The organism is Mycobacterium sp. OAS707 (assembly GCF_014873705.1).
GTDB lineage: Bacteria > Actinomycetota > Actinomycetes > Mycobacteriales > Mycobacteriaceae > Mycobacterium.
In genome coordinates this window covers 708072-733041 of sequence record NZ_JADBDS010000003.1, presented here as the reverse complement: position 1 = coordinate 733041, position 24970 = coordinate 708072, and the positions used below count along the sequence as shown (strand labels likewise).

General features: G+C 65.5%; 29 protein-coding genes, 1 tRNA gene and 1 other RNA gene. 18 read left to right on the top strand and 13 right to left on the bottom strand.

The features are described 5' to 3' along the window. Positions 1-2 precede the first annotated feature (2 nt). From GGC64_RS21745 to GGC64_RS21720, 6 genes are read left to right on the top strand one after another with little or no spacing between them, the layout of a single operon-like run. Complete coding sequence (locus GGC64_RS21745) at positions 3-260, top strand: gas vesicle protein GvpG (RefSeq protein WP_192724590.1); 258 nt, start codon at positions 3-5, stop codon at positions 258-260. A gap of 5 nt (positions 261-265) precedes the next feature. Beyond that, a complete protein-coding gene (locus GGC64_RS21740; protein WP_192724589.1) occupies positions 266-571 on the top strand; it encodes a gas vesicle protein in 306 nt (101 codons plus the stop codon). Then, positions 568-939, top strand: a complete 372-nt coding sequence (locus GGC64_RS21735; protein ID WP_192724588.1) for a gas vesicle protein — start codon at positions 568-570, stop codon at positions 937-939. Before GGC64_RS21740 ends, GGC64_RS21735 begins: the two co-directional genes overlap by 4 nt. Next, positions 929-1705, top strand: coding sequence for a GvpL/GvpF family gas vesicle protein (locus GGC64_RS21730; RefSeq protein ID WP_192724587.1), 777 nt, complete (start codon positions 929-931; stop codon positions 1703-1705). The genes GGC64_RS21735 and GGC64_RS21730 overlap by 11 nt, the downstream gene beginning before the upstream one ends. Then, positions 1702-1926 carry a gas vesicle protein gene (locus GGC64_RS21725; protein ID WP_192724586.1) on the top strand — a complete coding sequence of 75 codons (225 nt, stop codon included), beginning with the start codon at positions 1702-1704 and terminating at the stop codon, positions 1924-1926. Before GGC64_RS21730 ends, GGC64_RS21725 begins: the two co-directional genes overlap by 4 nt. Continuing rightward, the gene (locus GGC64_RS21720) at positions 1904-2218 is read left to right on the top strand and encodes a gas vesicle protein K (RefSeq protein WP_192724585.1); all 315 of its coding nucleotides are present in this window, start codon (positions 1904-1906) and stop codon (positions 2216-2218) included. Before GGC64_RS21725 ends, GGC64_RS21720 begins: the two co-directional genes overlap by 23 nt. 7 nt (positions 2219-2225) lie before the next feature. Here GGC64_RS21720 and GGC64_RS21715 read toward each other — a convergent pair whose 3' ends face one another. Both GGC64_RS21715 and GGC64_RS21710 read right to left on the bottom strand, forming a co-directional pair. Continuing rightward, on the bottom strand, positions 2226-2693 hold the full coding sequence (locus tag GGC64_RS21715; protein ID WP_192724584.1) for a hypothetical protein: 468 nt from the start codon (positions 2691-2693) through the stop codon (positions 2226-2228). 10 nt (positions 2694-2703) lie between these two features. Continuing rightward, positions 2704-3777 (bottom strand): ATP-dependent DNA ligase, encoded by a 1074-nt coding sequence (locus tag GGC64_RS21710; RefSeq protein WP_192724583.1) that lies wholly within the window; start codon positions 3775-3777, stop codon positions 2704-2706. A 107-nt stretch (positions 3778-3884) separates the two neighbouring features. Here GGC64_RS21710 and GGC64_RS21705 point away from each other — a divergent pair, with 107 nt between their 5' ends. Genes GGC64_RS21705 through GGC64_RS21695 form a run of 3 tightly spaced genes read left to right on the top strand, consistent with a single transcriptional unit; the run spans position 3885 to position 7053 of the window. After that, positions 3885-4940, top strand: coding sequence for an ATP-dependent DNA ligase (locus tag GGC64_RS21705; RefSeq protein WP_192725227.1), 1056 nt, complete (start codon positions 3885-3887; stop codon positions 4938-4940). After that, positions 4940-5992 carry a non-homologous end-joining DNA ligase gene (gene ligD, locus GGC64_RS21700; RefSeq protein ID WP_192724582.1) on the top strand — a complete coding sequence of 351 codons (1053 nt, stop codon included), beginning with the start codon at positions 4940-4942 and terminating at the stop codon, positions 5990-5992. The genes GGC64_RS21705 and ligD overlap by 1 nt, the downstream gene beginning before the upstream one ends. Continuing rightward, the gene (locus GGC64_RS21695; RefSeq protein ID WP_192724581.1) at positions 5989-7053 is read left to right on the top strand and encodes a low specificity L-threonine aldolase; all 1065 of its coding nucleotides are present in this window, start codon (positions 5989-5991) and stop codon (positions 7051-7053) included. Before ligD ends, GGC64_RS21695 begins: the two co-directional genes overlap by 4 nt. On the opposite strand, the gene GGC64_RS21690 is transcribed toward GGC64_RS21695, so the two are convergent. The 3 genes from GGC64_RS21690 to GGC64_RS21680 all read right to left on the bottom strand — a co-directional run bounded on the left by GGC64_RS21690 (position 7054) and on the right by GGC64_RS21680 (position 10538). Then, entirely contained in the window at positions 7054-7680 is a 627-nt protein-coding gene (locus tag GGC64_RS21690) for a DUF4352 domain-containing protein (protein ID WP_192724580.1), read from the bottom strand. 137 nt (positions 7681-7817) lie between these two features. Next, complete coding sequence (locus GGC64_RS21685) at positions 7818-8507, bottom strand: cutinase family protein (RefSeq protein WP_370582235.1); 690 nt, start codon at positions 8505-8507, stop codon at positions 7818-7820. A gap of 84 nt (positions 8508-8591) precedes the next feature. Further along, positions 8592-10538: a serine/threonine-protein kinase gene (locus GGC64_RS21680; protein WP_192724579.1), complete on the bottom strand. Its 1947-nt coding sequence runs from the start codon at positions 10536-10538 to the stop codon at positions 8592-8594. 153 nt (positions 10539-10691) lie between these two features. Between GGC64_RS21680 and GGC64_RS21675 the strand changes: the two genes are divergently transcribed. Beyond that, complete coding sequence (locus GGC64_RS21675) at positions 10692-11123, top strand: hypothetical protein (RefSeq protein ID WP_192724578.1); 432 nt, start codon at positions 10692-10694, stop codon at positions 11121-11123. Between the two features lie 50 nt (positions 11124-11173). Then, on the top strand, positions 11174-12460 hold the full coding sequence (locus tag GGC64_RS21670) for a serine hydrolase domain-containing protein (RefSeq protein WP_192724577.1): 1287 nt from the start codon (positions 11174-11176) through the stop codon (positions 12458-12460). Here GGC64_RS21670 and GGC64_RS21665 read toward each other — a convergent pair. From GGC64_RS21665 to GGC64_RS21645, 5 genes are all read right to left on the bottom strand, one after another. After that, the gene (locus GGC64_RS21665; RefSeq protein WP_192724576.1) at positions 12457-13527 is read right to left on the bottom strand and encodes a dihydrodipicolinate reductase; all 1071 of its coding nucleotides are present in this window, start codon (positions 13525-13527) and stop codon (positions 12457-12459) included. The two genes, GGC64_RS21670 and GGC64_RS21665, sit on opposite strands and share 4 nt — an antisense overlap. An 18-nt stretch (positions 13528-13545) precedes the next feature. After that, positions 13546-14565 (bottom strand): S1C family serine protease, encoded by a 1020-nt coding sequence (locus tag GGC64_RS21660; RefSeq protein ID WP_192724575.1) that lies wholly within the window; start codon positions 14563-14565, stop codon positions 13546-13548. Between the two features lie 28 nt (positions 14566-14593). Next, positions 14594-15007, bottom strand: coding sequence for a hypothetical protein (locus GGC64_RS21655; protein WP_192724574.1), 414 nt, complete (start codon positions 15005-15007; stop codon positions 14594-14596). Between the two features lie 31 nt (positions 15008-15038). After that, the gene (locus GGC64_RS21650) at positions 15039-15785 is read right to left on the bottom strand and encodes a hypothetical protein (protein ID WP_192724573.1); all 747 of its coding nucleotides are present in this window, start codon (positions 15783-15785) and stop codon (positions 15039-15041) included. Between the two features lie 74 nt (positions 15786-15859). Next, positions 15860-15945, bottom strand: a tRNA-Ser gene (locus tag GGC64_RS21645). A 68-nt stretch (positions 15946-16013) separates the two neighbouring features. Here GGC64_RS21645 and ffs point away from each other — a divergent pair. The 4 genes from ffs (at position 16014) to GGC64_RS21625 (ending at position 19888) form a co-directional block, all read left to right on the top strand. Further along, positions 16014-16108: signal recognition particle sRNA small type (ffs, locus tag GGC64_RS21640), an RNA gene on the top strand. Positions 16109-16136: 28 nt separating this feature from the next. Further along, positions 16137-17420, top strand: a complete 1284-nt coding sequence (locus GGC64_RS21635) for an aminotransferase class I/II-fold pyridoxal phosphate-dependent enzyme (RefSeq protein WP_192724572.1) — start codon at positions 16137-16139, stop codon at positions 17418-17420. 39 nt (positions 17421-17459) lie between these two features. After that, a complete protein-coding gene (locus GGC64_RS21630) occupies positions 17460-19328 on the top strand; it encodes a DNA polymerase III subunits gamma/tau (protein ID WP_192724571.1) in 1869 nt (622 codons plus the stop codon). 89 nt (positions 19329-19417) lie between these two features. Further along, positions 19418-19888, top strand: a complete 471-nt coding sequence (locus GGC64_RS21625; RefSeq protein WP_192724570.1) for a hypothetical protein — start codon at positions 19418-19420, stop codon at positions 19886-19888. A 3-nt stretch (positions 19889-19891) separates the two neighbouring features. On the opposite strand, the gene GGC64_RS21620 is transcribed toward GGC64_RS21625, so the two are convergent. Continuing rightward, complete coding sequence (locus tag GGC64_RS21620) at positions 19892-21202, bottom strand: class I SAM-dependent methyltransferase (RefSeq protein WP_192724569.1); 1311 nt, start codon at positions 21200-21202, stop codon at positions 19892-19894. Continuing rightward, entirely contained in the window at positions 21199-22578 is a 1380-nt protein-coding gene (locus GGC64_RS21615) for an FAD-binding oxidoreductase (protein WP_192724568.1), read from the bottom strand. The genes GGC64_RS21620 and GGC64_RS21615 overlap by 4 nt, the downstream gene beginning before the upstream one ends. Positions 22579-22642: 64 nt before the next feature. Here GGC64_RS21615 and GGC64_RS21610 point away from each other — a divergent pair, with 64 nt between their 5' ends. Next, positions 22643-23083, top strand: coding sequence for an SRPBCC family protein (locus tag GGC64_RS21610; protein WP_192724567.1), 441 nt, complete (start codon positions 22643-22645; stop codon positions 23081-23083). Here the strand turns inward: GGC64_RS21610 and GGC64_RS21605 are convergent. Continuing rightward, positions 23080-23835 (bottom strand): Rv3717 family N-acetylmuramoyl-L-alanine amidase, encoded by a 756-nt coding sequence (locus GGC64_RS21605; RefSeq protein ID WP_192724566.1) that lies wholly within the window; start codon positions 23833-23835, stop codon positions 23080-23082. The genes GGC64_RS21610 and GGC64_RS21605 overlap by 4 nt on opposite strands. A 111-nt stretch (positions 23836-23946) precedes the next feature. Between GGC64_RS21605 and GGC64_RS21600 the strand changes: the two genes are divergently transcribed. Beyond that, complete coding sequence (locus GGC64_RS21600) at positions 23947-24279, top strand: YbaB/EbfC family nucleoid-associated protein (RefSeq protein WP_192724565.1); 333 nt, start codon at positions 23947-23949, stop codon at positions 24277-24279. Further along, positions 24280-24879, top strand: coding sequence for a recombination mediator RecR (gene recR, locus GGC64_RS21595; RefSeq protein ID WP_192724564.1), 600 nt, complete (start codon positions 24280-24282; stop codon positions 24877-24879). The last annotated feature ends 91 nt before the right edge of the window (positions 24880-24970 follow it).

Below are 24970 nucleotides of genomic sequence, written 5' to 3'. Positions count from 1 at the left end.
CAATGGGCATCCTCTCGTCGCTGGTGCTGTGGCCCCTGACTCCGGTTCGCGGCGTAGTGACGCTCGCCGAGCTGATCCAGCGGCAGGTCAACGACGAACTGAACGATCCGGCAAGGACTCGTCGGCAGCTAGAGGAACTCGCGGAAGCGCGCGGCCGTGGAGAGATATCCGCGCGTGAGGAGCGCGAAGCGCAGGCACGGATCCTTGAATCGAGGATTGGTCCGCAGCCGGCCAGGCGCGCACCTCGCAGAAAGAGGTGAGAACGATGGCCCAACGCACTCAGTCGCGAAACGACCCACCGCTTCGCGCGAGAGATGCCGCCGAAGTGGCCAGGGAATTCATCACGGAGCTCAACGGCGGCGAACCGGTCGCGATGACATCGGTGGAACTGACCGATGCCGACGGCTGGGTCGTGGAATTCGAAGTGGTAGAAGACCGTCGAATTCCGTCGTCGGCGGATGTGCTGGCGCTCTACGAAGTGGAACTGGATGCCGACGGCGAACTGCTCGGCTTCCGCAGGACACGCCGGTACCTCCGAGGCCAGACCCGCGATGGGAGTGAGGCGACGTGACGTTGGGAGACGACAGCCTGGTGCCTCGCGGCTACGGCGGCGCCGTAGGCAACCCCCAGCCCGCCAACCTTGGCGACATCCTGGAGCGGGTGCTGGACAAGGGCATCGTCATCGCAGGCGACATCCAGGTGAACCTGCTCGATATCGAGCTCCTGACGATCAAACTCCGCCTCGTCGTCGCGTCGCTGGAAACGGCTAAGGAGGTCGGAATCGATTGGTGGGAAAACGATCCCTGGCTGACCGGTAAGAAGTCGCGCCTCGAAATCGAGAACCAGCGGCTGCGCGCCGACATCGAGCGCCTGCAGCAGGGCGACGGTGACCGTCGTGCGGTGACGGCGCGATCCGCGGAGTACGAGGATGAGCGTTGACGCTGTCTGGGTCTATGCGGTCATCCACGTCGGCCGCGCTGAGAGCCGTGTGTCTGGGTTGCGCGGGGTGGCGGGCGAACCAGTGCAGGTGGTCGCTTCCGATGACCTGGCCGCGGTTGTTGGCGTCGTCAGTCTCGACGAGTACGGCCAGGATGCCTTGCGCCGCAACCTCGAAGACCTCGATTGGATGTCGCAGAAGGCGCGCGCGCATGACGCAGTGATAAGCGCGATTGCACGCTCAGGCGCGGTGATTCCGGTGCGGATGGCGACGGTGTACCTCGATGACGGCCGGGTGCGGGATCTGTTGGAGCACCGGCGCCGAGAATTCGTCGCGACGCTGAGTCGGCTGTCCGGACGCGCTGAAGTCGGCGTGAAGGTATATGCCGATCCGGCGAGCTTGACGATGCCGGACGAAGGATTTGTCGATCACGGGGCGCGCAGCGGCACTTCGTATCTGATGCGTCGCCGGCGTGAGCTCGCCTCCCGCGAGGAGGCCTACCAAGCCGCGGCTGTGGAGGCTGACCGCATCCACACGACGCTGATGCGGCACGCCGTCGACGGTAAGCGCAAACCGCCGCCCGACCGCAGTCTCTCAGGCCGAAACGACCTCGCGGTGCTCAACGGTACGTACCTCGTCGACGCTGACGCCGTCGAGTTCTTCCGGGAAACCGTTGCCGCACTGGCAATGTCGACGGCACGACTGTCACTGGAGACGACGGGGCCATGGCCGCCGTACTCGTTCGCGGGAGAGCCGGTCGCCGAATGAACGAAGTGCTACCTGCGCAGGAGGACCGGCGCATCTCGCTGGTGGACCTTCTGGATCGCGTGCTCGCGGGAGGCGTGGTGATCAGCGGCGAAGTGGTGCTGTCCATCGCCGACGTCGATCTGGTCGTCATCTCCCTGCGCACGCTCGTCTCGTCGGTCGGTTCGTTGATGTCGGTTGAAGGAATCACTGGAGGTGACCATGACGGGCGCCGAGCGCGGTGATCTCGTTGCGCCGCGGCAACGAATCAACGCTGACCCCGCGACCGTGGAGCGCGGCCTGGTGAGTTTGGTGCTGACCCTGGTCGAGTTGCTGCGGCAGCTGATGGAACGCCAAGCGATCCGCCGGGTGGACGACGGGCTGTTGACCGAGGAGCAGATCGAGCGGGTCGGAACCACGCTGATGTTGTTGGAGGAGAAGATGGTTGAGCTCCGCGAACATTTCGATTTGCGGCCAGAGGATCTCAACATCGACCTCGGCCCGTTGGGTACGTTGCTTCCGACCGATCCGGCCTAGATCAATGTCAGGGAATCAGGCCGTCGAGAAACTTTGGTGGCGCAGACGGGGCCGCGGGCTCCAGACTGATCGGCTGTTGACCCTGCTGCGGGTTGGGGTCGTTGCACACCCCGGGTTTCGACGTGGCGCTGACGGTGCCCGCGAGCGTCACAGGGTCGAACGAGTACAGCAGGTCTGCCGGGCCGGTACTTCCGTCGGGGCACGTCCACCCGGTCGAGGCGCCAAGGCGTTCAGCGGTCCAGGGGCCGCCGGCCACTCTGCTGATCGCCCCGACCCACCCCCGAGACGTCGCCACCGACCCTCCGCAAGTGCGCTCTGCATTGCATTGCGTAGTGATGGTCCAGATGGTCGGCGGGCCGTCGGTGACAAGGTTGTAGTCGCCATCGAGTTGGTCGTCCGCCGATGCCGGGCTTGCCAAGCCGATAGCGGCGCTGGTGACAGTGATGGCGGCAGCCATCGCGCGGGTGATCGCCATCGGCGAAGCATCACATGTTTCGGCCGAGGCCGGGCACGATATCGCCAAGGTCGAACGTCGCAGGCCGCTCGAGCTGCTCGTAAGTACATGAGCGTGGGTCGCGGTCTGGCCGCCAGCGGTTGAACTGCGCAGTGTGGCGGAACCGTCGGCCTTCCATGTGGTCGTAACGGACCTCCACCACGCGCTCGGGTCGTAGCGGGACGAACGAAAGGTCCTTGCCTGCGTTCCAGCGCGAGCCCCCTTCGTAGCGCCTTGGGTTGTCGGCCACCGCGTGTGCGGCCCAGTTCCACGGGTGGCCTTCAAACGTCGTGACGAGAGGCTGCAACTCGGCGTACAGCCGCCGGCGTTCGGCCATCGGGAATGCGCCGATGACGCCGACCGATGCGAGCGTGCCGTCGTCGGTGTAGAGGCCGAGCAGCAGCGAGCCGACCGCGTCCTCGCCCGATTTGTGCACCCGGTAGCCGGCGACCACGCAGTCGGCGGTCCGTTCGTGCTTGACCTTGAACATGACCCGCTTGTCCGGCTGATAGGTGATGTCCAACGGCTTGGCGATCAGCCCGTCGAGCCCGGCGCCCTCGAGTTCGGTGAACCACCGCCGCGCGGTCGTCAGGTCGGTGGTCGCGGGCGTGACATGGACCGACGGACCTGAACTGGCCAACGCGTCGACCAGCGCGGCGCGACGTTCGTGAAACGGTCGACCGGTGTAGTCGTCGTCGCCGAGGGCGAGCAGGTCGAACGCGATGAACGCCGCCGGTGTCTGCTCGGCGAGCATGTTGACGCGGCTGGCCGCAGGGTGCAGGCGCAACTGCAGAGCCTCGAAGTCCAGTCCACGGTCGGTGGCGATGACGATCTCACCGTCGACCACGCAGCGTTGCGGTAATTCGGAGGCAATTGCCGCTACGACTTCCGGGAAATACCGGGTCATCGGCCGCTCGTTGCGGCTGCCCAGCTCCACCTCGTCGCCGTCACGGAAGCAGATCGTCCGAAACCCGTCCCACTTCGGTTCGTAGGAGGCGTCCGGCGGGATGGACCGCACCGGCTTGGCCAGCATCGGAGACACCGGCGGCATCACAGGCAGCTGCACTGGCTCATTCTCTCGCGCCTTAACGGGGTGATTACTCGTACCAGGCGCTAGTAATCAACCCGTTCGCCGTCCGATGACATTGCCCGGTGTCGGCGGTCTACGTGAGTATGGAAAGCGTGGATCTCCCCGTATTGCCACCGTTGGAGCCGATGCTGGCCAAGGCCCAGGCCAAGGTGCCACCCGAACCGGGGGTGTGGTCCTACGAACCGAAGTGGGACGGTTTTCGCGCGCTGGTGTTCCGCGACGGCGACAAAGTCGTCATGCAGTCGCGCAACGGCAAGGAACTCGGCCGCTACTTCCCCGAATTGGAGCAGGCATTGCGCGACGAACTCGCGCCACGTTGCGTGCTCGACGGAGAGATCGTGGTGCCGCGCGAGATCGACGGCCGCATCCGGCTGGACTGGGAGTCGCTGTCGCAGCGCATCCACCCGGCAGCCAGCCGAATCAAGCTGCTGGCCGAGCAGACGCCCGCACATTTCATCGGATTCGACGCGTTGGCCACCGGCGAGAGGTCTTTGTTGAAAGAGCCGTTCCGGGTGCGCCGCGACGTGCTGTCCGATTCGGTCAACGAAAAGCAGTGGTGCCATGTCACCCGCACCACCGAGGATCCGGAGCAGGGCGCCAAGTGGCTCGACACTTTCGAGGGCGCCGGCCTTGACGGCGTGATCGCCAAGCGACTGGACGGCCCCTACCTGTCGGGCAAGCGGGAGATGGTCAAGGTCAAGCACGCCCGCGATGCCGACTGTGTGGCGATGGGCTACCGCATCCACAAGAGCGGCGAGGGTATCGGCTCGATACTGCTCGGGCTCTACCGCGACGACGGCGAACTGCAAATGGTCGGCGGCGCTGCGTCGTTCACCGCGAAGGACCGACTCAAGCTGCTCGCCGATCTCGAGCCGCTGCGCGAAGGCGACGAAGTGCGCGAAGGGGATCCGAGCCGGTGGAACTCGGCGGCCGACAAGCGCTGGATTCCGGTGCGTCCGGAGAAGGTGTGCGAGGTGGCCTACGACCAGATGGAGGGAAACACAGTGCACGGCAAGCGGTTTCGGCACGCTGTCAAGTTCGTCCGATGGCGCCCTGATCGCGAACCGGACAGCTGCACCTTCGAACAGCTCGATGTGCCGATCACCTTCGACCTGTACGACGTGCTGGAGTCGCGCTGATGGCCACGCCCGCAGAGGAAATCGACGTCGACGGCATCAACGTCCGGCTGACCAACCCCGACAAGGTGTACTTCCCGAAGCTGGGCTCCGAGGGCACCAAGCGCAAACTCGTCGAGTATTACCTGGCCGTCGCGAGCGGTCCGATGCTCACGGCGCTGCGCGACCGGCCAACACATCTGCAGCGCTTTCCAGACGGCATCGAGGGCGAGGAGATCTATCAGAAGCGGATTCCCAAGCATGCGCCAGATTACCTGGAGACCTGCGTGGTGACCTTCCCCTCGGGCCGAACTGCGGACGCGCTCAAGGTGACTCACCCGGCAGCGATCGTGTGGGCAGCGCAGATGGGAACCATCACCCTGCATCCCTGGCAGGTGCGCTGCGCGGACACCGAGCATCCCGACGAGTTGCGGGTCGACCTGGATCCGCAGCCCGGCACAGCGTTCAAGGAGGCTCGCACAATCGCGGTCGACGTGCTCAAGCCGGTGCTCGACGAACTCGGCCTGGTCGGCTATCCGAAGACGTCCGGCGGTCGCGGTGTGCACATCTTCGTCCGCATCAAGCCCGACTGGGATTTCATCGCGGTGCGGCGAGCGGGCATCGCGTTGGCCCGCGAGGTGGAGCGGCGGGCGCCCGACGCGGTCACGACGTCATGGTGGAAAGAAGAGCGCGGCGAGCGAATCTTCATCGACTACAACCAGAATGCCCGCGACCGCACCTTCGCGTCGGCGTACTCGGCACGCAAGACGCCGATTGCGACGGTGTCGATGCCGTTGACATGGGACGAACTGCGCGACGCCGATCCCGATGACTACACGATCACCACCGCACCCGATTTCGTCGCAGGCCGACCCGACCCCTGGGACGGAATCGATTCCGTCGCACAGTCATTGGAGCCGTTGTTGGAGATGGTCAAGGCCGACGAGGACCGCGGGCTCGGCGATCTGCCGTATCCGCCGAGTTATCCGAAGATGCCGGGCGAACCGCCGAGGGTGCAGCCGAGTAAGAAGGTGGCCGCGAATTGGGACGACGCGGGCAACCCGGTGAGCCGGTGAGCCACACCGACGCCCAACGCCGCCACGACCCGGACGTTCGTAGCTTCGCCAGTGACAACTACGCCGGCGTTCACCCGGAAATACTCGACGCTCTCGCGCTGGCCAACGGCGGGCACCAGGTGGCCTACGGTGACGACGCGTACACCGAGAACCTGCAGAACATCATCCGCGAGCACTTCGGCCCCACCGCGGAAGCGTTTCCCGTTTTCAACGGCACAGGGGCGAACGTCGTTGCCCTGCAAGCCGTCACCGATCGATGGGGTGCTGTGGTGTGCGCCGAGACCGCGCACATCAACGTCGACGAGTGCGGCGCGCCCGAGCGGATGGGCGGACTCAAGCTGCTCACCGTGCCCACAGTCGACGGCAAGCTCACCCCGGACCTGATCGACCGGCAGGCGTGGGGGTGGAGCGACGAGCACCGAGCGATGCCGCAGGTCGTGTCGATCACCCAAAGCACCGAGTTGGGCACGCTGTACACACCCGACGAGATCCGGGCGATCTGCGACCAGGCCCACGGCAGAAACATGAAGGTGCACGTCGACGGGTCACGTATCGCCAATGCGGCTGCGACACTTGACCTCCCGATGCGTGCATTCATCTCCGACGTCGGCGTTGACATCCTGTCGCTGGGTGGCACCAAGAACGGCGCGCTGTTGGGCGAGGCTGTTGTGGTGCTCAACCCGGATGCGGCCAGCCATATGAAGCATCTGCGCAAGCTGTCGATGCAGCTGCACTCCAAGATGCGCTTCGTCGCGGTGCAGCTGGAAGCGCTGCTGGCCAAGGACCTTTGGCTGCGCAACGCCCGGCACGCGAACCAAATGGCGCAACGCCTCGCCGAAGGAGTGCGCGCCGTCGACGGGGTTCAAGTGCTTCATCCGGTGCAGGCCAACGCGGTCTTCGCTCGGCTACCCCGTGACGTCAGCGAGCGGCTGCAGAAGCGATTCCGGTTCTACTTCTGGGACGAGGCGGCCGGCGACGTCCGCTGGATGTGTTCGTTCGACACCACCGAGGCCGACGTCGATGCATTCGTCACGGCCGTGAAGGAAGAGATGGCGCGCTAGTCAGGACGAATTCACCTGAATGCGAGCGCCTTCGGAGAACACCGAGTCGTGTAGTTCCAGCGCCTTCGGCAGTGTTCCCGTTGGCACGTCGAACGGCAACTTCACGGTCATGTTGGCGCCGGGCTTCATCGTGACCACCATCGAGCTGTTGTTCATCGCGACAGCTGCTTCGGCATCGGCCGCGTAGACATGGCCATTCGAGTCGATCAACCTCTGGTTGGTGGCAGCGAATTCCTGCGACTCGTCATCGAGGTTGTGCACGGTCATCGTCGCGATGAGCCACTCACCCTTCGGGCGCGGATCGCCACGCCAATTGGCCGGGGTGGCCACGTCCGTGACGACGAACTCCAAATCACCATCACGGAGCGGTGTACCGAGCCAACCGGTGGGCCCATGGAATTTGTCTGCGCTAGGGGTGTCCGACTTCGATCCCGCCACGACCATCGCGGTGCAGCCCCCGAAGAACAGCGCGATCACCGCGATGACGCTTACTGCGATCCACAGCCCGGTCCTGCTCAGGGTTGGCCGCGCAGGCGCATGGCCGGTCCACTGAACACCGTCCCAGTAGCGCTGCCGCGGCGCGCCCGATGGGTCCGGATACCATCCCCTCATTGGTGTGCTTGCCACTGAAATTCCCTCCCGAAATGGACCATAGCGGCACGCAGCATCGGGAGTAAAGTTTGCTGGAACTAACTAGGGCGTCGAATTAACTTGAGAGCCTGGTCGTTGGCGGTTTGGTGGTTGTTTGCTCAAGAAGGTGCTAGCTAGACCCGGCCCGCGGCGAACGCCGCGCCCTGACTGGCCATGCCCGAGCGCACGTAGGACAGGTGCGCGTCGGAGAACATCTCGTCGCGCGTAGGTGTCGACATACCGCCGCCGGGTGTGCAGATCGGGTCGCCGGCCGCGCACAAGTCGAGGGTCTTGTCGGCATATAGCGGGCTCACACCTGTCAGCGGCATGCCGACATATCTGTCCAACGGATTGCCGAAGACTGCCACCGCTGCAACGTGATTCGCGACATCTGGTGGCATCGGCGCGGGAGTGAAGCCCGCGAGCGATACCGGGATCGCGGTGATCAGATCGATCGTCAACGCGCCTTGGGAGTAGCCGCCGAGCACGATGCGGGTGTTGGGGCAGTTCGTCACCGTCGACTGAACGTGTGCTCGGGCATTGTCGGCACCCACCGAGGCGGAACTGGCGAAGTCGTCCGAGGCGGGGTAGTCAACCGGGTAAACGGCGACGGATCTGCCACCGACCTGTGAGCGCAGTGTGTCCACGAATACCTGCCCGACCTGCCCAACACCGGGCGGTTCGGTTGTGGCGCGGGCGAATACGACTTCGATGTCGGGGCAGCCTGCGGCGAGTGCCGGGGCGATGATGGCGGGCATAGAAAGGGCCGTCCACGCTGTCACCATCGCGGAACCCAGGACACACACGACTGCGTGTGCGCTCACGTCTCAATCGTGGCATAACAGGTCGGTATAAGCACGGATCTTGTTGCGAGTGCAAGGAACTGGGTGGCACGGCGGCCGACTGGTCTAGTCGCCGGTCCGCTGGACCCGGGAGTCGAAGTCACTGTTGAACGGACACTCGCCGGTGACGGTGTAGTGGCCCCGCCCCGTCAGCAGCGTGACGGGGTCTTGGGCCGGCTGGGGAAGCGGGTAGTTCAGGGTGATCTGGGCACGAGCAGGGCTGCCGTTGGTGCACTTCGCATCTTGTGACGTGTCCGCCAGCACCCACTGATTCTTCGCGAATAGCAGGACCTTGGTGTCGCCGGGATTCTGCCAATAACTCAGGCAGCGATCGCCGGTGCGCAGGCAATACGTCGCAATGTCGAAGTTCACTTCCGCGTTGCGGCCACCGACGGCATAGGTATCCGTCTCTTGGTAATTGCCGTGCAGCCCTTGGGCCGGCGATGGCACGCGCGGCGGTTGCTTCCACGGATCAGCAACTGACGCATCGGGTTTCAAATCTCCGACGCGTGTGAACTGAACCTGTTGGTCGGTCGCACAGCTTGCCGTTGACCGAACGACGAAGTTACCGTCCAGCGTTCCGTCTGGCCGAAGCTGAAGCGACATCGCTTCCCAGACCTCGGCCTGGCTGTTCATGCATGACCCCTGCGCTGCGCTCACGGCGACCCAGTGTCCGCCGAGCTCGTCGAGCACCATCGTCGATGCAGCTGATCGAGATCCGCTGACCTTTGATGCGGTGGCCACGCATCCTTCGGTCTGGCAGGCAGACTTGATCACCCATGTCTCCGAACCGCCCGATTGGTTCGCGTTTGACTGCGCATCAGGCGGCTCAGCAGTGCCGAACTCGACGGTGTAGATGCCGTTGAGAGGTGTCACTTGCTGCGGTTTGTTCCCGCTGTCGCTGCCACCGACGACCGAGAAAATCGTGACCAGAGCAATGACCATCAAGGTTACGGCGACGGGGATCACGACCGTCTTTCGTTGCCACCATGGCAGCGGCGGGTGGAACTCGTCAGGTTTGGCTTCGGTGGCTTCGGCCGTGCCGTACTGTGTTGGGGCCCAGGCTTTCTCGAGGTGTACCGGCGTACCGGTCTGCGTTGGCGCCCAGGCTTCTGCGGATTCCTGAGAGAAAACCTCGGTCGGTGAATCGGCCGCAACGCCGATCGCAGTGTGTTCGAGACCAGTCGGAGTCGTGGGGGTGACGGCAGTCAGTGCCTTGCGCGCCGCGCGCGCCATCTCTGTGGTCGTGCTGTATCGATCGGTAGGCTCTTTGGCCATCCCCGTGGTGACAACCGCATCCAGCGCAGCTGACACTCCGGGCCGTGAAATCGACGGCCGCGGTGGGGGAGTCGTGAGATGACCGGCGATCTGCTGCTCGACGCTTTCGCCGGGAAAGGGCCTGTTCGACGTCAGGCACTCGTACAGGACGCAGGCGAGGGCATAGATGTCCGAACGCGCATCCGATACACCGCTGGTGAAGCGTTCCGGGGCCATATACGCCCACGTGCCAACGACATTGCCGGTTGCGGTCAGCTTTGTCTCGCTCGCTGCGCGGGCAATCCCGAAGTCGATGAGATACGCGAAATCATCCTCCGCGATAAGGATGTTGGAGGGTTTGACGTCGCGATGCACCAGCCCCGCCCGGTGCGCAGCGTTGAGCGCCGAGGAAACCTGCTCGATGATTTTCACAGCCCGTTCCGGTTCCAGTGCGCCGCGCTCCAGCGTGTGCTCGAGGTCTTCTCCCTCGATCAGGCGCATGTCGACGTAGAGGCGCCCCGCGATCTCGCCGAAGTCGTGGATCGGCACCACATGAGGATTGTTCAGTCCGGCAGCGGTGAAGGCCTCGCGACGGAATCGCTGCTCGAACATCGGGTCGGCGGCCAACTGCGCCGGCAGGACTTTCACGGCCACCATGCGCTGGGTGGCGGTGTCGAAGGCCTTCCAAACCTCACCCATGCCGCCGCGACCCAACAGCTCGAGCAATTGGTATCGGCCGAACGGCGTGCCCTTCACAACGACTCCGCTCGGCGGCAAACCGACAGGTTCACAGCGATCACACTAAGGCCGTTGCCTCGCCCGGAGGCGGGTATTGAGGTCCGCATTGGGAGTGACAACCTGGCTGAAATCATCGACGGACACGTCCGCCCGAACTAGCCTGGGGACCCGATGCAAACAATCCGCAAGCTGCTTGCCGCGGTCGCGATCGTTGCAATGCTCATCGGCGGCATCAGCATTGCGGCGGCGCTGATCTTCGGTGACCACTCCAAACCTGTGCCGACGGTCGCCACACCTCCGCCTCCGCCACCGCCGTCGGTGCCGATACCCAAGGAGTTCACGGTCAACGTGGTCGTCACCGAGCAGAACTGTGACCCTGGTCCCGGATGCGTCTACAAGTACACGATCGAGCCGAAATACATTGGCTTCCATCCGTTGCCGACCACCCCGTTCACGGTCAAATATGAGGTGCAGGGTGGAAACCTGCCCCAGCCCGGCGAGTTCACCGTCGAGGGCAACCAGGCAAAGATCCTCAAGGACGTGGTGCTCGAAGGACCGCCTGCGGCCCGACTGCAAGCCGTCGTCCTGCAGGTAGTCGGCTGAATATTGCGATTTCCCACGCGTGGCGGCGTCCTGGACGCATTGTTAGCGCTATGAGCAAGGCCTCGTTGCTCCGCGCTGAGGAAGGCCTGCCCCGCGGTGTTCAGGGGGCGGCCGATTCGCGGTTCTCCAATGTCGTTCGCGTGTTCGCGGGTCTGTTCCCGGGCAGACGGTTTGGTGGCGGCGCGCTTTCGGTGTACATCGACGGGCGGCCGGTCGTCGATGTCTGGACGGGCTGGTCCGACCGCGCGGGGGAACAGCCCTGGACCGTTGACACCGGTGCGATGGTGTTTTCGGCGACGAAAGGCGTAGCGGCGACTGTCATTCACCGCCTCGTCGATCGCGGCCTGCTGGACTACGACGAACCGGTCGCAACGTACTGGCCCGCGTTCGGGGCCAACGGCAAGGACGCCATCACGATCCGCGACGTGCTGCGGCACCGCTCCGGCCTGTCGCATCTGAAGGGTGTCGGCCGCGACGAGTTGCTCGACCACGAGCTGATGGAGCAGCGGCTGGCCGCTGCGTCGGTGGACCACCTGCGTGGCTGGCCGGCCTACCACGCGCTGACGTACGGGTGGATCCTTTCCGGGTTGGCCCGCGCGGTGACCGGGCAGGGCATGCGTGAGCTGATCCGCGAAGAGGTGGCCCGTCCTCTGGACACCGACGGTCTGCATTTGGGCCGCCCGCCTGCCGGCTCGCCGACGAAGGTCGCGCAAATCCTTGCACCGCAGAGCAGTCGCGGCAATCCGGTGTTCAACTTCGTCGCGCCGAAGGTGGCGGGCCTGCCGCTCTCTGGCGCGTTCGGGGCGATGTTCTTTCCCGGCATCAAATCGTTTGTGCAGGGCGATATTCCATTTCTCGACGGCGAGGTGCCCGCTGCCAACGGCGTCGTCACCGCCCGTGGGCTGGCCAAGATGTACGCCGCGATCGCCAACGGCGGCAGGATCGACGACACCCAGTTCGTGTCGAACGACTTGGCGCAGGGGCTGATCGGAAACCCGAAACCCTGGCCTGATCTCAACATCGGCGTACCGATGCCGTTTCACCTCGGCTATCACGAGTCGCCGATACCCGGCCTGCTCAAGGGCTTTGGCCACTTCGGCCTTGGCGGCACCCTCGGCTGGGCCGACCCGGCGTCGGGCGCGGCGTTCGCATTCGTACACAACCGGCTGTTGACCCCGATGGTGCTCGACATGGCGTCGTTCGCCGGACTGGCCCGGCCGTTACGAAACGCAATCACCGCGGCCCGGCACGCGGGCCCGCTTGCGGTACCGAGATACGGTGCGCGGTATCGCGACGTCGGCCAAAAGGAGAAGAAGAGGCTGGCAGGGCGCCGTTAGTTCTGCGGCACAACGCCTTTCGCTTGTGGAAGGGGCAGGTCGTTGTAGGTCACGATGCCGGGTGGCGCGGCGACGACGGCCGGGATCGCGTGGATCGGCGGCATCGCCGTCATGATGTGGCCGAGGACGAAGAAATCGTCAATCGACTTCGCGTTCTCGATCATGTCCTGTGGCGGAAGAAAGCCGACCTGCATGTTGACCGTCGGACGGCCCTCGATCGTGATCTTCCAACCATCGGCGTCCAGCTTCCAGTCAGGGTCGAGCGTCTGGCCCTTCTTCCACCGGACGTTGATGTCGATGACTGTCTTGCCGTTGGCAATCCCTTGCCAGCTGGCGAAGGTGCCCGCCACGTGGCCCGCGGGAATGGTCCACGAGGCCATCGTGAGATCCTCTGTGGTCTGGGCGTATTCGGCCACGCACTTGATCTCGTCGAGTTCCACCCCGAGCGAATCGGCGACCAGTTGTACCGCCTCGGCGAACACCACGGTGCCCTTCGACATCATCGGCTCCAGGTCGGGGTCGTCGATCGGCATGCCGAAACCACACGGCCGCTCGGTGTCGGGCGAGTCGTAGAGGGTGGTGTCGGCGGACTCCGCGATGGTGACCTTGTCGACGCGGTCGCATGATGTCGCCGCCACGATCGCGAGCAGTTCCGCGAAGCCAGGACTCACACCGGAGCCGAACAGCGTCGACCCACCCTTCTGGCAGGCATCCTCGAGTTTGGCTCTGTCGTCGCCGAGATTGTGGCCGGTGATGAAGGACGCGGAGGCGACGACGTTGACACCGGCCGAGAGGATGCGGGCCAGCTCGTCGACGTCGATCCACATCGGGTTGTAGACGACGCAGTCGGGCTTGAGCGCGAGCAGCGCGGCGACGTCGTCGGTTGCCTTGACGCCAAGCGGTTGGATGCCGGCCAGTTCGCCGACGTCACGGCCGACCTTGTCCTTCGACCAGGCGTAGCACCCGATGAGGTCAAGTGTGGGGTTGGCAGCGATGGCCGCTACGGAGCTTTTTCCGACGTTTCCCGTCGTCCACTGGACAACGCGATGAGGAGTGGTGTTGAGCACTCGCTCAGCATAGGGCGGTCAGGGGCCGGAAACCAGAGTCGCCTTGCCGGTGCGCTCCTGGCCGCTGCGGTCGATCCAGGTCAGGTCGACGACATCACCGGGGTAGTGCCGGTCAAGCACGTAGGTCAGTGTGGTGGCCGAGTCCAGCGAGGTGCCGTCGAGCACCGTCAGCACGTCGCCGATGGTCAGGCCCGCCTGGGCGGCCGGGCCTCCGATCACCACGTCGCGCACGATGATCCCGCCGCCGTTGCGCGGCTGCGTGCCGACGCCGACGCCGAGCAGCGTCGGCTGTCCGATGTGCACGCTCGGCGACGGCGCACCGGAGCGGATCTGGTTCGCGACGGCCATCGCGTCATTGATGGGTATCGCGAAACCCTTTCCAGCAGGGCCCATTTGGAAGTTCACCGTCGCGGCGGTGACCACCCCGATGACCTGCCCGGCGCCGTTCACCAGCGGACCCCCGGAATCGCCGGGACGTACGTCGGCGGACACCTCGATGAGCCCGTTGACCTCTTCCGAGCTGCCGGTCAGCGCGTCTTCGGCGTTCACGGTGCGGTTCAGTGCGGCCACCGGGCCGGTTTCGTGGGTGAGGGGTGCGCCCGTACCGCGCGCGTTGCCAAGGCCGACCGTCGGCTCACCGACGACGACCTGACCGGAGTCACCGATCGGGGCGGCGGGCACTCCGCCGGCGCCACGCAACTGCAACACCGCGATGTCGTTCTTGCGGTCGTAGCCGACCAGGTCGACCGGGTAGTCCCGGCCGCCGACCGTGCCGGTGATGGTGTTGGCGCCCGCGACGACGTGGTAGTTGGTCAGGACCACGCCACCCGGATCGATGACCATCCCGGTGCCGGTCCCGATCGCCTGCTGATAGTCGATCTTCGTGGTGATCTGGACGACCGCAGGTTCGACCGCAGCGGCAGCCGCGGCGATGTCCACCGGTGCTGCCGCCGACGTCGCCGGTGCGACGAGGGCGAAGACCGCGGCGAGCACGGTCAGCAATGCAGGCACCAGGCGGCGCTTGGGAGATGTGCGCATCTGCCTATAGTGCCCGAACTGCGGTCCGCTAACCCTCGAAGGCGTCGTCGTCAGCGTTCTGCACCACGATCGTGGCCCGGTAATCCTCGAACCTGATCGGGTCGTCGGGCGTCTGCGGATAGGGCTCAAGCGACTGCAACGCGATGCGGTATGCGCCAACAGTCGCCACGTTGACCGTCTGACCCGGCGCCGGGTTGGTGTTGAACTCCACCGTCGTCGGGGCGGTGGAATCGGGTTGCACCGCAATCGCGATCCTGGCCTGTCCGGTCCAGAAGCACTGCACCCTGGTCGGGCAGCGGGAGTCTTCGAGTACGTCGGCGAACCGAAGGCGCAATTTCTCGCTCGGTATCAGGGCTTCCCGACCGCCTGCCAACGCGAACGGCGTATCGAGGGTGAACTCGGGGATATCGGCCCGGGCGGGCCCGCCGGCCCGGCAGCTCATCAATGCCAAGCCGATGAGAACTGCGCAGACGCTAGTCCTCGACGGCGACACGGCCCCGCAGCCGCCTGCGTCTGCGGTTGCGCAGCCCGCCGTTGGTGGACTCGGCAGCCGGTTCGTCCTCCACGGGGAGCTCCGGATCCTCTGTCGTCGACTCCGTCTCCGCGGTGTCCGTGCTTTCGGCGGTGACCTCGGCTGGTTCCGCGTCGGCTTCGTCCGTAACGTCCTCAGGGGTCTCCTCGGCGGCGTCCTCAGCGGCGTCTTCAGCGGCGTCTTCGGTGGCCTCGTCCTCGGCGGCCTTGCGGCCACGGCGGCCCTGCTTGGCCTTCTTCGGCTTGAGCGGTTTGGGCGGAGGCGGCGGCAGTTCGGCAACGAACGCCAGATAGAACGCGGAGATGCCGAGCAGCGCGATGGCGGCGGCGGCGCCGTAGATGCCGAACAGCCACTGCCCGGCGTTGTCGAGGCTGATCCAGATCTCGCTGATCGCGGTGCCCAGGATCAGCACTCCCGCGAGCACGTGCAACACGATCGACGACGTGTAAAGGCGCAGGGCCATCTGCGGCGTGCCGAACTCCGGCCGACGGGTGCGCAGCAGCGTGAACACCACCGGCAGCGCAGCCAGGCCGATGAGCGCGCCGGTGACGATGCGCAACGCGGTACCGAGAGTGGGTGACGTGTCGCCCGAAAGTTCCCACCACCGCGGTAGGACGAAGAAGAAGTAGAGGACACCGGCGGCGATAGAAAACGACGCGTGCCAAACCACCGCCACGGTGCGGCTCATAGCCCTCCTATTGGTTATTTGGCCGGGGTGCGACCGGGCCGTTGGACCAGCCGGTCGCACTCCCGAGCCGAGTGCGGAGGATAGGGGATTTGAACCCCTGAGGGCTATTAACCCAACCCGCGTTCCAGGCGAGCGCCATAGGCCACTAGGCGAATCCTCCGCGGGCTATGGTAGCCGACCGCGCTGATGTGCCCGTCGAGTCGCAGGGTCCGCGGGTATTACACTCGCTACGGACCCCGCGCGGCGTCTATCCTGTGAACTCCCCCAGGGCCGGAAGGCAGCAAGGGTCAATGGGCTCTGGCGGGTGCGCGGGGTCCCCTTCTGTTTCACGGCTAATCGGAAAGGCGCGCCGTGTCGTTTTTGTCTCTTGGCCGTGACGAACTGCAGGCACAGCACGAGCTGCAGTCCCGCAACTACGCCGACCTGCAGGCCAAGAAGCTCAGCCTCGATCTGACCCGCGGAAAGCCGTCGCCTGCGCAGCTGGATCTGTCCAATGCCCTGCTAGAGCTGCCCGGTTCCGGAAAGGATGCCTTCCGCGACGGTGACGGCACCGACACCCGCAACTACGGCGGCCTGCACGGTCTGCCCGAACTGCGCGCGATCTTCAGCGAGCTGCTGGGCATTCCGGTGCCCAACCTCATCGCAGGCAACAACGCCAGCCTCGAGCTGATGCACGACGTGGTGACGTACTCGATGCTGCACGGCGGCGTGGACTCCACCCAGCCGTGGATCAAAGAGCCGACCGTCAAATTTCTCTGCCCGTCGCCCGGATACGACCGGCACTTCGCGATCACCGAGACCCTCGGAATCGAGATGATCACCGTGCCGATGCGCGAGGAGGGCCCCGACGTCGACCTGATCGAGGAACTCGTCGCCGCCGACCCGGCCATCAAGGGCATGTGGTGCGTGCCGGTCTACTCGAACCCGACCGGTGTCACGTTCTCCTGGGAAACCGTCCGTCGGCTGGTGCAAATGCAAACGGCGGCAAAAGATTTCCGGCTGATGTGGGACAACGCCTATCCCGTGCACACGCTGACCCACGACTTCGTTCAGCAGGTCGACGTGCTCGGGCTGGCCGAGGCCGCGGGCAACCCGAACCGGCCGCTGGTGTTCTCGTCGACGTCCAAGATCACGTTCGCGGGCGCCGGCGTCAGCTTCTTCGCAGGCTCGCTCGGCAACATCGCCTGGTATCTGCAATACGCGGGCAAGAAGTCCATCGGGCCGGACAAGGTCAACCAGCTGCGGCACCTGCGGTTCTTCGGGGACGCCGACGGCGTGCGCCTGCAGATGCAGCGCCACCAAGAGCTGCTTGCGCCCAAGTTCGCGTTGGTTCAGGAGATTCTCGACGACCGCCTCGCCGAATCGAAGGTCGCGTCGTGGACCGATCCCAAGGGCGGCTACTTCGTCAGCCTCGACGTGCTGCCTGGTACTGCCAAGCGCACCGTCGCGCTGGCAAAGGACGCGGGCATCGCGGTCACGGAAGCCGGCTCTGCGTTTCCGTATCGAAAAGACCCGGAAGACAAGAACATTCGAATCGCGCCGTCCTTTCCCGGCCTGCCCGAGCTGCGCGACGCGATCGACGGCCTTGCCACGTGCGCGCTGCTGTCGGCGACCGAGTCGCTTCTGAAGAGCTGACGTGTCCATCCGTCGGACCGCGCCGGTAGCCTGCTGAGCGTGGCGCTCTACCGGAAGTATCGACCGGCAACCTTCGCTGATGTAGTCGGCCAGGAGCACGTCACCGAACCGCTCTCGACCGCCCTGTCCGCGGGACGCATCAACCATGCGTACCTGTTCTCGGGGCCGCGGGGTTGCGGCAAGACGTCCTCGGCGCGGATCCTGGCGCGCTCGCTGAACTGCGAGCAGGGGCCCACTCCGACGCCGTGTGGCGTATGTGACTCCTGCGTCGCCCTGGCGCCGAACGGGCCGGGCAGTGTCGACGTCGTCGAACTCGACGCGGCCAGCCACGGCGGCGTCGACGACACCCGCGAGCTTCGTGACCGGGCGTTCTATGCTCCTGCCCAGTCGCGCTATCGCATCTTCATCGTCGACGAGGCGCACATGGTCACCACCGCCGGCTTCAACGCGCTGCTGAAGATCGTCGAGGAGCCGCCGGACCACTTGATCTTCGTGTTCGCGACGACGGAGCCGGAAAAAGTGCTGCCGACCATCCGCTCGCGCACGCATCACTATCCGTTCCGGTTGCTGGCGCCGCGGACGATGCGGTCACTGCTCGAACGCATCTGCTCGGCCGAGGACGTTTCGGTAGATGATGCGGTGTACCCGTTGGTCATTCGGGCCGGCGGTGGGTCGCCGCGCGACACGTTGAGTGTGCTGGACCAGCTGCTGGCAGGTGCCGAAGGCAACCGGGTGGACTATCAGCGCGCGCTGGCGTTGCTCGGCGCGACGGACGTCGCGCTGATCGATGTCGCCGTCGACGCGCTGGCGGCAGGGGACGCCGCGGCGCTGTTCGGGGCCATCGAGGCGGTGATCGACGCCGGTCACGACCCGCGCCGGTTCGCGACCGATCTGCTGGAGCGCTTCCGCGATTTGATCGTGCTGCAGTCCGTACCCGACGCGATCGCCCGCGGCGTGGTTGACGGGCCCGAGGACATTCTGGAGCGGATGCGCGAGCAGGCCACGCGCGTCGGCACTGCGACCCTGACCCGGTACGCCGAAGTGGTGCACGCCGGGCTCGGTGAGATGCGGGGTGCCACTGCGCCGCGCCTACTGCTCGAGGTGGTGTGCGCACGGCTGCTGTTGCCGTCGGCCAGCGACACCGAAGCGGCGCTGCTGCAACGTGTCGAACGCATCGAGACGCGGCTGGACCTGTCCATCCCGGCGGGGGAGGCCGCGTCTGGTTCGGCTTCACTGGCGCCGCCGAAGCAGTACGCCCGCAAGAGCAAGACCGAGCCGACTCCGGCCGCCGAGCCGAAGCCGGAGCCCAAGCCGGAGCCCACGCCGGCACCGAAGGTCGAGACCGAGCCGACCCCGCCTGCACCCGAACCGGTGTCCGCGCCAGAACCGCCGCCGTCACCGCCCCCGGTGCGACCGCCGTCCGACCCCGTGGTGGAGGCGCCCCCGACACCGCCGGTCGGAGGTGAACTCAACGCGGCCGCGGTGCGCAGCATGTGGACCACGGTGCGTGAGAAGGTTCGGCAGCGCAGCCGCACCATCGACGTGATGCTTGCGGGCGCCATCGTCCGCGCGGTCGAGGGTGACACGCTGGTGCTCAGCCACGAGTCAGCGCCGTTGGCGAAACGACTTGTGGAACAACGTAATTCCGACGTGATCCGGGAGGCGCTCAAGGACGCGCTCGGCGTGGACTGGAAGATCCGCTGCGAAGTCGGAACCGCCGCCGCCCCTGTGGCGCCGGAGCCAGCTGATCCTGTGGTGGTGTCGGCGCCGCAGCAAGATGACGACGAAGAGGACATGCTGGCCGAGGCCAGCAACGACACCTCCGAGGTGACGCGCCGCGATCCTGAGGAAGCCGCGCTCGAGCTACTGCAGACCGAACTCGGCGCTCGTCGCATCGACGGCGGTTAGTTGCGTAATCACGCACTTCTCGCCGTTCGCTGTGCTGTAGTTGTGATGTGTCTGTGTATCGAAATCCTGTCCTGATCGCGTTGTTCTCGGTGGCACTGGCCGCCGCACCGGTGGCGAGTGCGGACCATCACGGCGTGCCTCACACGAGCGATTTCCCGACGGCCGAAGGAAACTACACGACTGACGGCGATCCCGGCTGGGTGTACTTCGTGATCGACGAATTCATGAAGCCCGACATTCATGACTACTTCGGTTGTGGCATCGGCCCGGACGGTACGGTCGGCTGCGACCGGGTTCCGCAACCCGATCAATACCCCGCCATGCAGCCGAAGACCTATCCGCCTGCGGGCACCAACCAGACCGTCGCCACGCCGGCTGAGGCGGCCAGCTACCGCTTTTCACTCGCTCCGACGTTTACTCGCGAGGTCGATATTCTGCCGGAAGGCCGCCAACTGGTGAACGGGAACGCCAAATGCAGCCACGGCCTTCAGGGCTCGATGGTCTGCGAGACGGGCGAGCACGGCTTCCTGCTCTCCTACACCCGGGGCGACAACTGGTAGAAGCTAGGGCGTCCACCACGGCCGCAGCGGCAGCCCGCCGTCGTGGCCATGCGAGTCGAGCTTGACCGCCAGCACCTGGTGCAGCTGAACGACATTCGTCTCGAAGCCGACGCGCGAGCCCGCCATGTACAGGCCCCACACCTTGGCCGTGGGCAGTCCGACTTCTTCGACGGCCTCGTCCCAGTGTTCGACGAGATTGCGGCACCAGTCGCGCAGCGTCAACGCGTAGTGGTGGCGCAGGTTCTCCTCGTGGATCACTTCGAGACCGACGTCCTGGGCCTCGGTGATGATGCGGCCCGAACCGGTCAGCTCACCGTCGGGGAACACATAGCGGTCGATGAAACCGCCCGCGTTCGCCCCAGTTCGGTTGTCGTGGCGCGTGATGCAGTGGTTGAGCAGCAGACCGCCGGTGCGCAGCTTCGACTTGAGGAACCGGAAGTATGCCGGATAGTTGTGCACGCCAATGTGTTCCGTCAAGCCGATGGACGAAACCGCGTCGAATCCGGACTCACGCACGTCGCGGTAATCGCTGTGGCGGACCTCGGCCAGATCCGAAAGTCCCTGTTCCTCGATCGCGTTCTGCGCCCACGCGGCCTGTTCTTTCGACAGCGTCACGCCGATGGCCTTGACGCCGTGGCTGGCCGCGTAACGCACCATGCCACCCCAGCCGCAGCCCACGTCGAGCAGTCGGTCGCCTGGCTTCAGCCGCAGCTTGTCGAACACCAGTCGGTATTTGTTCTCCTGCGCCTCTTCCAACGTGGCGTCCGGAGTCGGGTAACACGCGCAGGTGTACGTCATCGAAGGGCCAAGAACCCACTCGTAGAACGTGTTTGACACGTCGTAGTGATGGTGAATTGCCTCGGCGTCACGGATTCGGCTGTGCCGCAGCCCTTCTGCGATCCGACGCCAGCGCGGCAGCGCTTCCTGCGGCGGCGGCGCGATGGGCTTGAGATGTTCGAAGCCGATCGAGCGAATGATATTCGGCAACAGCCGCGCCGGTGGCAGCTTGAAGTCCATCTTGTCGGCGAGCGCCTTGAGTAGCTCATAGGGATCGCCGGGATGCACCCCGAGCGGTTCCAGGTCGCCGGACACGTAGGCGCGCGCCAGGCCGAGATCGCCGGGGGCAGTGGCCAGATACGTGGTGCCGCGCGGCGTCTTCAGGTCGAGGCCGACGGGCGCGTCGTCGGGCCCGGCCGTGCTGCCGTCGTAAGCGCTGAACCTCAGGGGCAGTTGCCCTGACGCGAAGATTTCCAGGATCTCGGCCAGCGTCAGCTTCCTCGCCGGGGCGTGTGATTGCTCTTTATAGGTCGTCATCGTCTTTGCACCGCCTTCGCGTACAGGTCTAGCAGCCGTGAGTCAGGGTCGTAGGTTTTCTTGACGGTCTTGTAAGCCTCCCCGCCATACAGCTCGTCAAACTCTTCAAGGGAGTAAAAAGCGTCGGAATACAGCGATTTGTGCCCTTCCAGGCTGCTGACCTTGTGTTCGATCAGCCTGTTGGTGTGCCCTTCGGTCGGTCCGATCGGCACCGATGACCAGAAGCCGACATTGACGTAGGTGTGGTGCGGGCGGATCGGATACAGCGGCCAGCGCTCGTCGCCGCGCAGTCGCAGCGGGCACAGCCACACCGGTTCGATCGGGACGTTGTCCAGGAACCAGGCGAGGAATTCCGCGGTGCGCTCGATGGGCACCTCGACGTCCTGCACCACGCGTTCGCGGGGCGGCCTTCCGTTGCGTTTCTCGATCCGGTCGGCGATGTTGAAGCGCTGGTCGTAGGCGATCAGCTTCCAGTAGACGCTGCTGCGCCGGTAGCGCCGCGGCCAGAGTCGGCGGATCCGCGGATCCTGCGCACCGAATGCGCGCGAGCACCAGAACCAGTCGGTGTCCCACCGCCACAGGTAGTCGTGGATGGTGAGTCGGTCGTGCTTCTCGCCGTGGGCGTGCTGGATGGAGCGGTAGTAGATCTGCTGGCCGGTGTAGTCGCTGACAGGACCGGGCGTGCCGGTCTGGAAGCCCAGCGTCAGGTAACTCTCGTCCGCGGTGAACACCACACCGTCGAGGTAATCGACAGGGGTGCCGTCGTGTCCGCCGGTCTCGATGATGCGATCCATGGCCGCGACCAGGTCGTCCAGCGTGTGGAATCTCAAGTGCCGCAACGCCACGAACGGTTTGACGGATTCCAGCTCGATCTTCAATCGGACCGAATAGCCAAGCGTGCCATAAGAATTCGGAAAGGCATGGAACAGGTCGGAGCAGTGGTCACGACTTGCCGTCACGACCTCGCCCGTGCCGGTCAGGATGTCCATCTCCAGCACCGACTCATGCGGCAGCCCGTTGCGGAACGATGTCGACTCAATGCCGAGCCCGGTGACCGCGCCGCCCAGCGTGATGGTCTTGAGCTGCGGCACCACGAACGGCGCGAGCCCGTAGGGCAGGGTGGCTGAGACGAGGTCCTCGTAGGTGCACATGCCCGCCACGTCGGCCGTCTTGCGCTCGGGATCGACGGAGATGACGCCCGTCAACCCCGAGGTGTCCAGCCCTTTGGCCGTCGATTTGGCCCGCGCGCGGAACAGGTTTGACGTGCGCTTGGCGAGTCGCACCGTGGCGTTCGGCGGAATCGCGCGGTAACTGGCAAGAAGGCGCTGCACGCCCGCAGCGTGCGCAGCCTGTGCGTCGCTCCCCTCAACTGACACAGATATACGCTAGTCCGCGGTCGCAGCCGATGCGACCGCACCTAGCGGACAGGAGAGCCATCTCATGGGACAGGTCAGCGCGTCCAGCACCGTCTTGATTGACGCCCCGCCGGAGCGCGTACTGGCGGCCGTTGCCGACTATGCGACCGTCCGCCCGAAGATCCTGTCGTCGCATTACCGCGATTACCAGGTGCTCGAGGGCGGTCAGGGCGCGGGCACCGTCGCGACCTGGAAGCTGCAGGCGACGAAATCGCGGGTGCGTGACGTGAAGGCCAACGTCGACGTGGCAGGCCACACCGTCATCGAGAAGGACGCCAACTCGTCGATGATCACCAACTGGACCGTCGCACCGGCCGGCCCGGGGTCGTCGGTCACGGTCAAGACTTCGTGGCAGGGCGCAGGCGGCATCGGCGGCTTCTTCGAGAAGACCTTCGCGCCGCTGGGGCTGCGCAAGATCCAGGGCGAGGTGCTGGCGAACTTGAAGTCTGAGGTCGAGAAGGGCTAATTGGTCCGCGGCGGCTGGGTGGCCAGGAAGCCCGCAATTCCGCGCACGACGGCCTCGGCGTACTTTTGCCGTCCCTCCGGTGTTTTCATCAGCCCCGAGTCGACAGGGTTCTTCATGTTCCCGCATTCGACGAGGATCGACGGGTACTGCGCCAGGTTGAGGCCAGCGATGTCGGAGCGGGGGTCGAGGCCGTTGGAGCCGGTGTAGGTCGACGGCACGAATCCTGCGGCCTGCATCTGGTCACGCATGGTCTGCGCGAACTGGACGGAAGGGCCGGCCTGCACCTGGTTCAGCGGAGGCGACGAGTAGAGCACGTGGAAGCCGCGACCGGTGGGCGGGCCGCCGTCGCCGTGGATGCTGACGACCGCGTTCGGCGCCAGCGCATTGGCCATCGCGGCGCGTTCGTCGACGCACGGGCCCAGGCCCGTGTCGTCGCCGCGGGACATCGCGGTGCGCACACCGAGCGCGGTGAGGGCCTGGCGGATGCGCAGAGTGGTGTCCCAGGTGAACGTGTGTTCGGGGTAGCCGTCGTCGGTCGAGGTACCGCTCTCCTGGCAGTTCTTGGTGCCACCGCGGCCGGTGGGCACCTGCTTGCCGATGGAGGCGTCGTTGGAGCCGTTGTGGCCGGGGTCGAGAAACACGATCATCCCCGCGATGTTGGCGGGGGCGGCCGACGCTGGGCTGGCGAGCGTCGACGCGACGACGAGGAGACCGGCGGCGATTGCGGCGCCGACACGCAGGGTGGCTGGCACGGGCGCCACGGTAGCCCGTCTGGCGACTAGGCTGAAAGCCCGAACCGCCGCTTACCGATGAGCGCAACCAAGTCGAGACCCATCTGCAACTAACACGCAAGGGGAACAGTCATGCAACCCGGAGGCACGCCCGACATGTCGGCACTCCTCGCGCAGGCCCAGCAGGTGCAGCAGCAGTTGATGGAGGCGCAGGAAGCGCTGGCCAACTCCGAGGTGCACGGGCAGGCGGGCGGCGGCCTGGTGCAGGTCACCATGAAGGGCAGCGGTGAAGTGGTCGCGGTGTCGATCGATCCGAAGGTCGTGGATCCCTCCGACGTCGAGACGCTGCAGGACCTTGTCGTCGGCGCCATTGCCGACGCCGCCAAGCAGGTCACCATCCTGGCGCACGACCGGCTCGGGCCGCTCGCGGGCGGGATGGGTGGCCTGGGTCTGCCAGGACTCTAAGTGTTCGAAGGCCCCGTCCAGGATCTGATCGACGAGCTAGGCAAGCTGCCCGGCATCGGGCCGAAGAGCGCGCAGCGGATCGCATTCCATTTGTTGTCGGTGGAGCCGCCCGACATCGACCGGCTGACCGCCGTGTTGAACAAGGTCCGCGACGGTGTGAAGTTTTGCGCGGTGTGCGGAAATGTCTCCGACGAGGACCGCTGCCGAATCTGTTCGGATGCACGCCGTGATCCCGCTGTGGTGTGTGTGGTCGAGGAGCCGAAGGACGTGCAGGCCGTCGAACGCACCCGCGAATTTCGTGGCACCTACCACGTGTTGGGTGGGGCGCTCGATCCGCTGTCTGGCATTGGGCCAGAACAACTGCGGATTCGCGAGCTGTTGAACCGGCTGGCCGAGACCGAGATCTCCGAGGTGATCATCGCGACGGATCCCAACACCGAGGGTGAGGCGACGGCCACGTACTTGGTGCGGATGCTGCGCGATATCCCCGGTTTGACGGTGACGCGCATTGCGTCGGGTCTGCCGATGGGCGGCGACCTGGAGTTCGCCGACGAGCTGACGCTGGGCCGGGCGCTGGCCGGCCGCCGCGCCATGGCCTAGCTTGCTTTTCGCGAGATCGCACTTATCGCGTTGCTCACTCGAACTCTCCCGCAGTAACTGTAGTTTCGCGGACATGTCGGCCCTCGCTGCG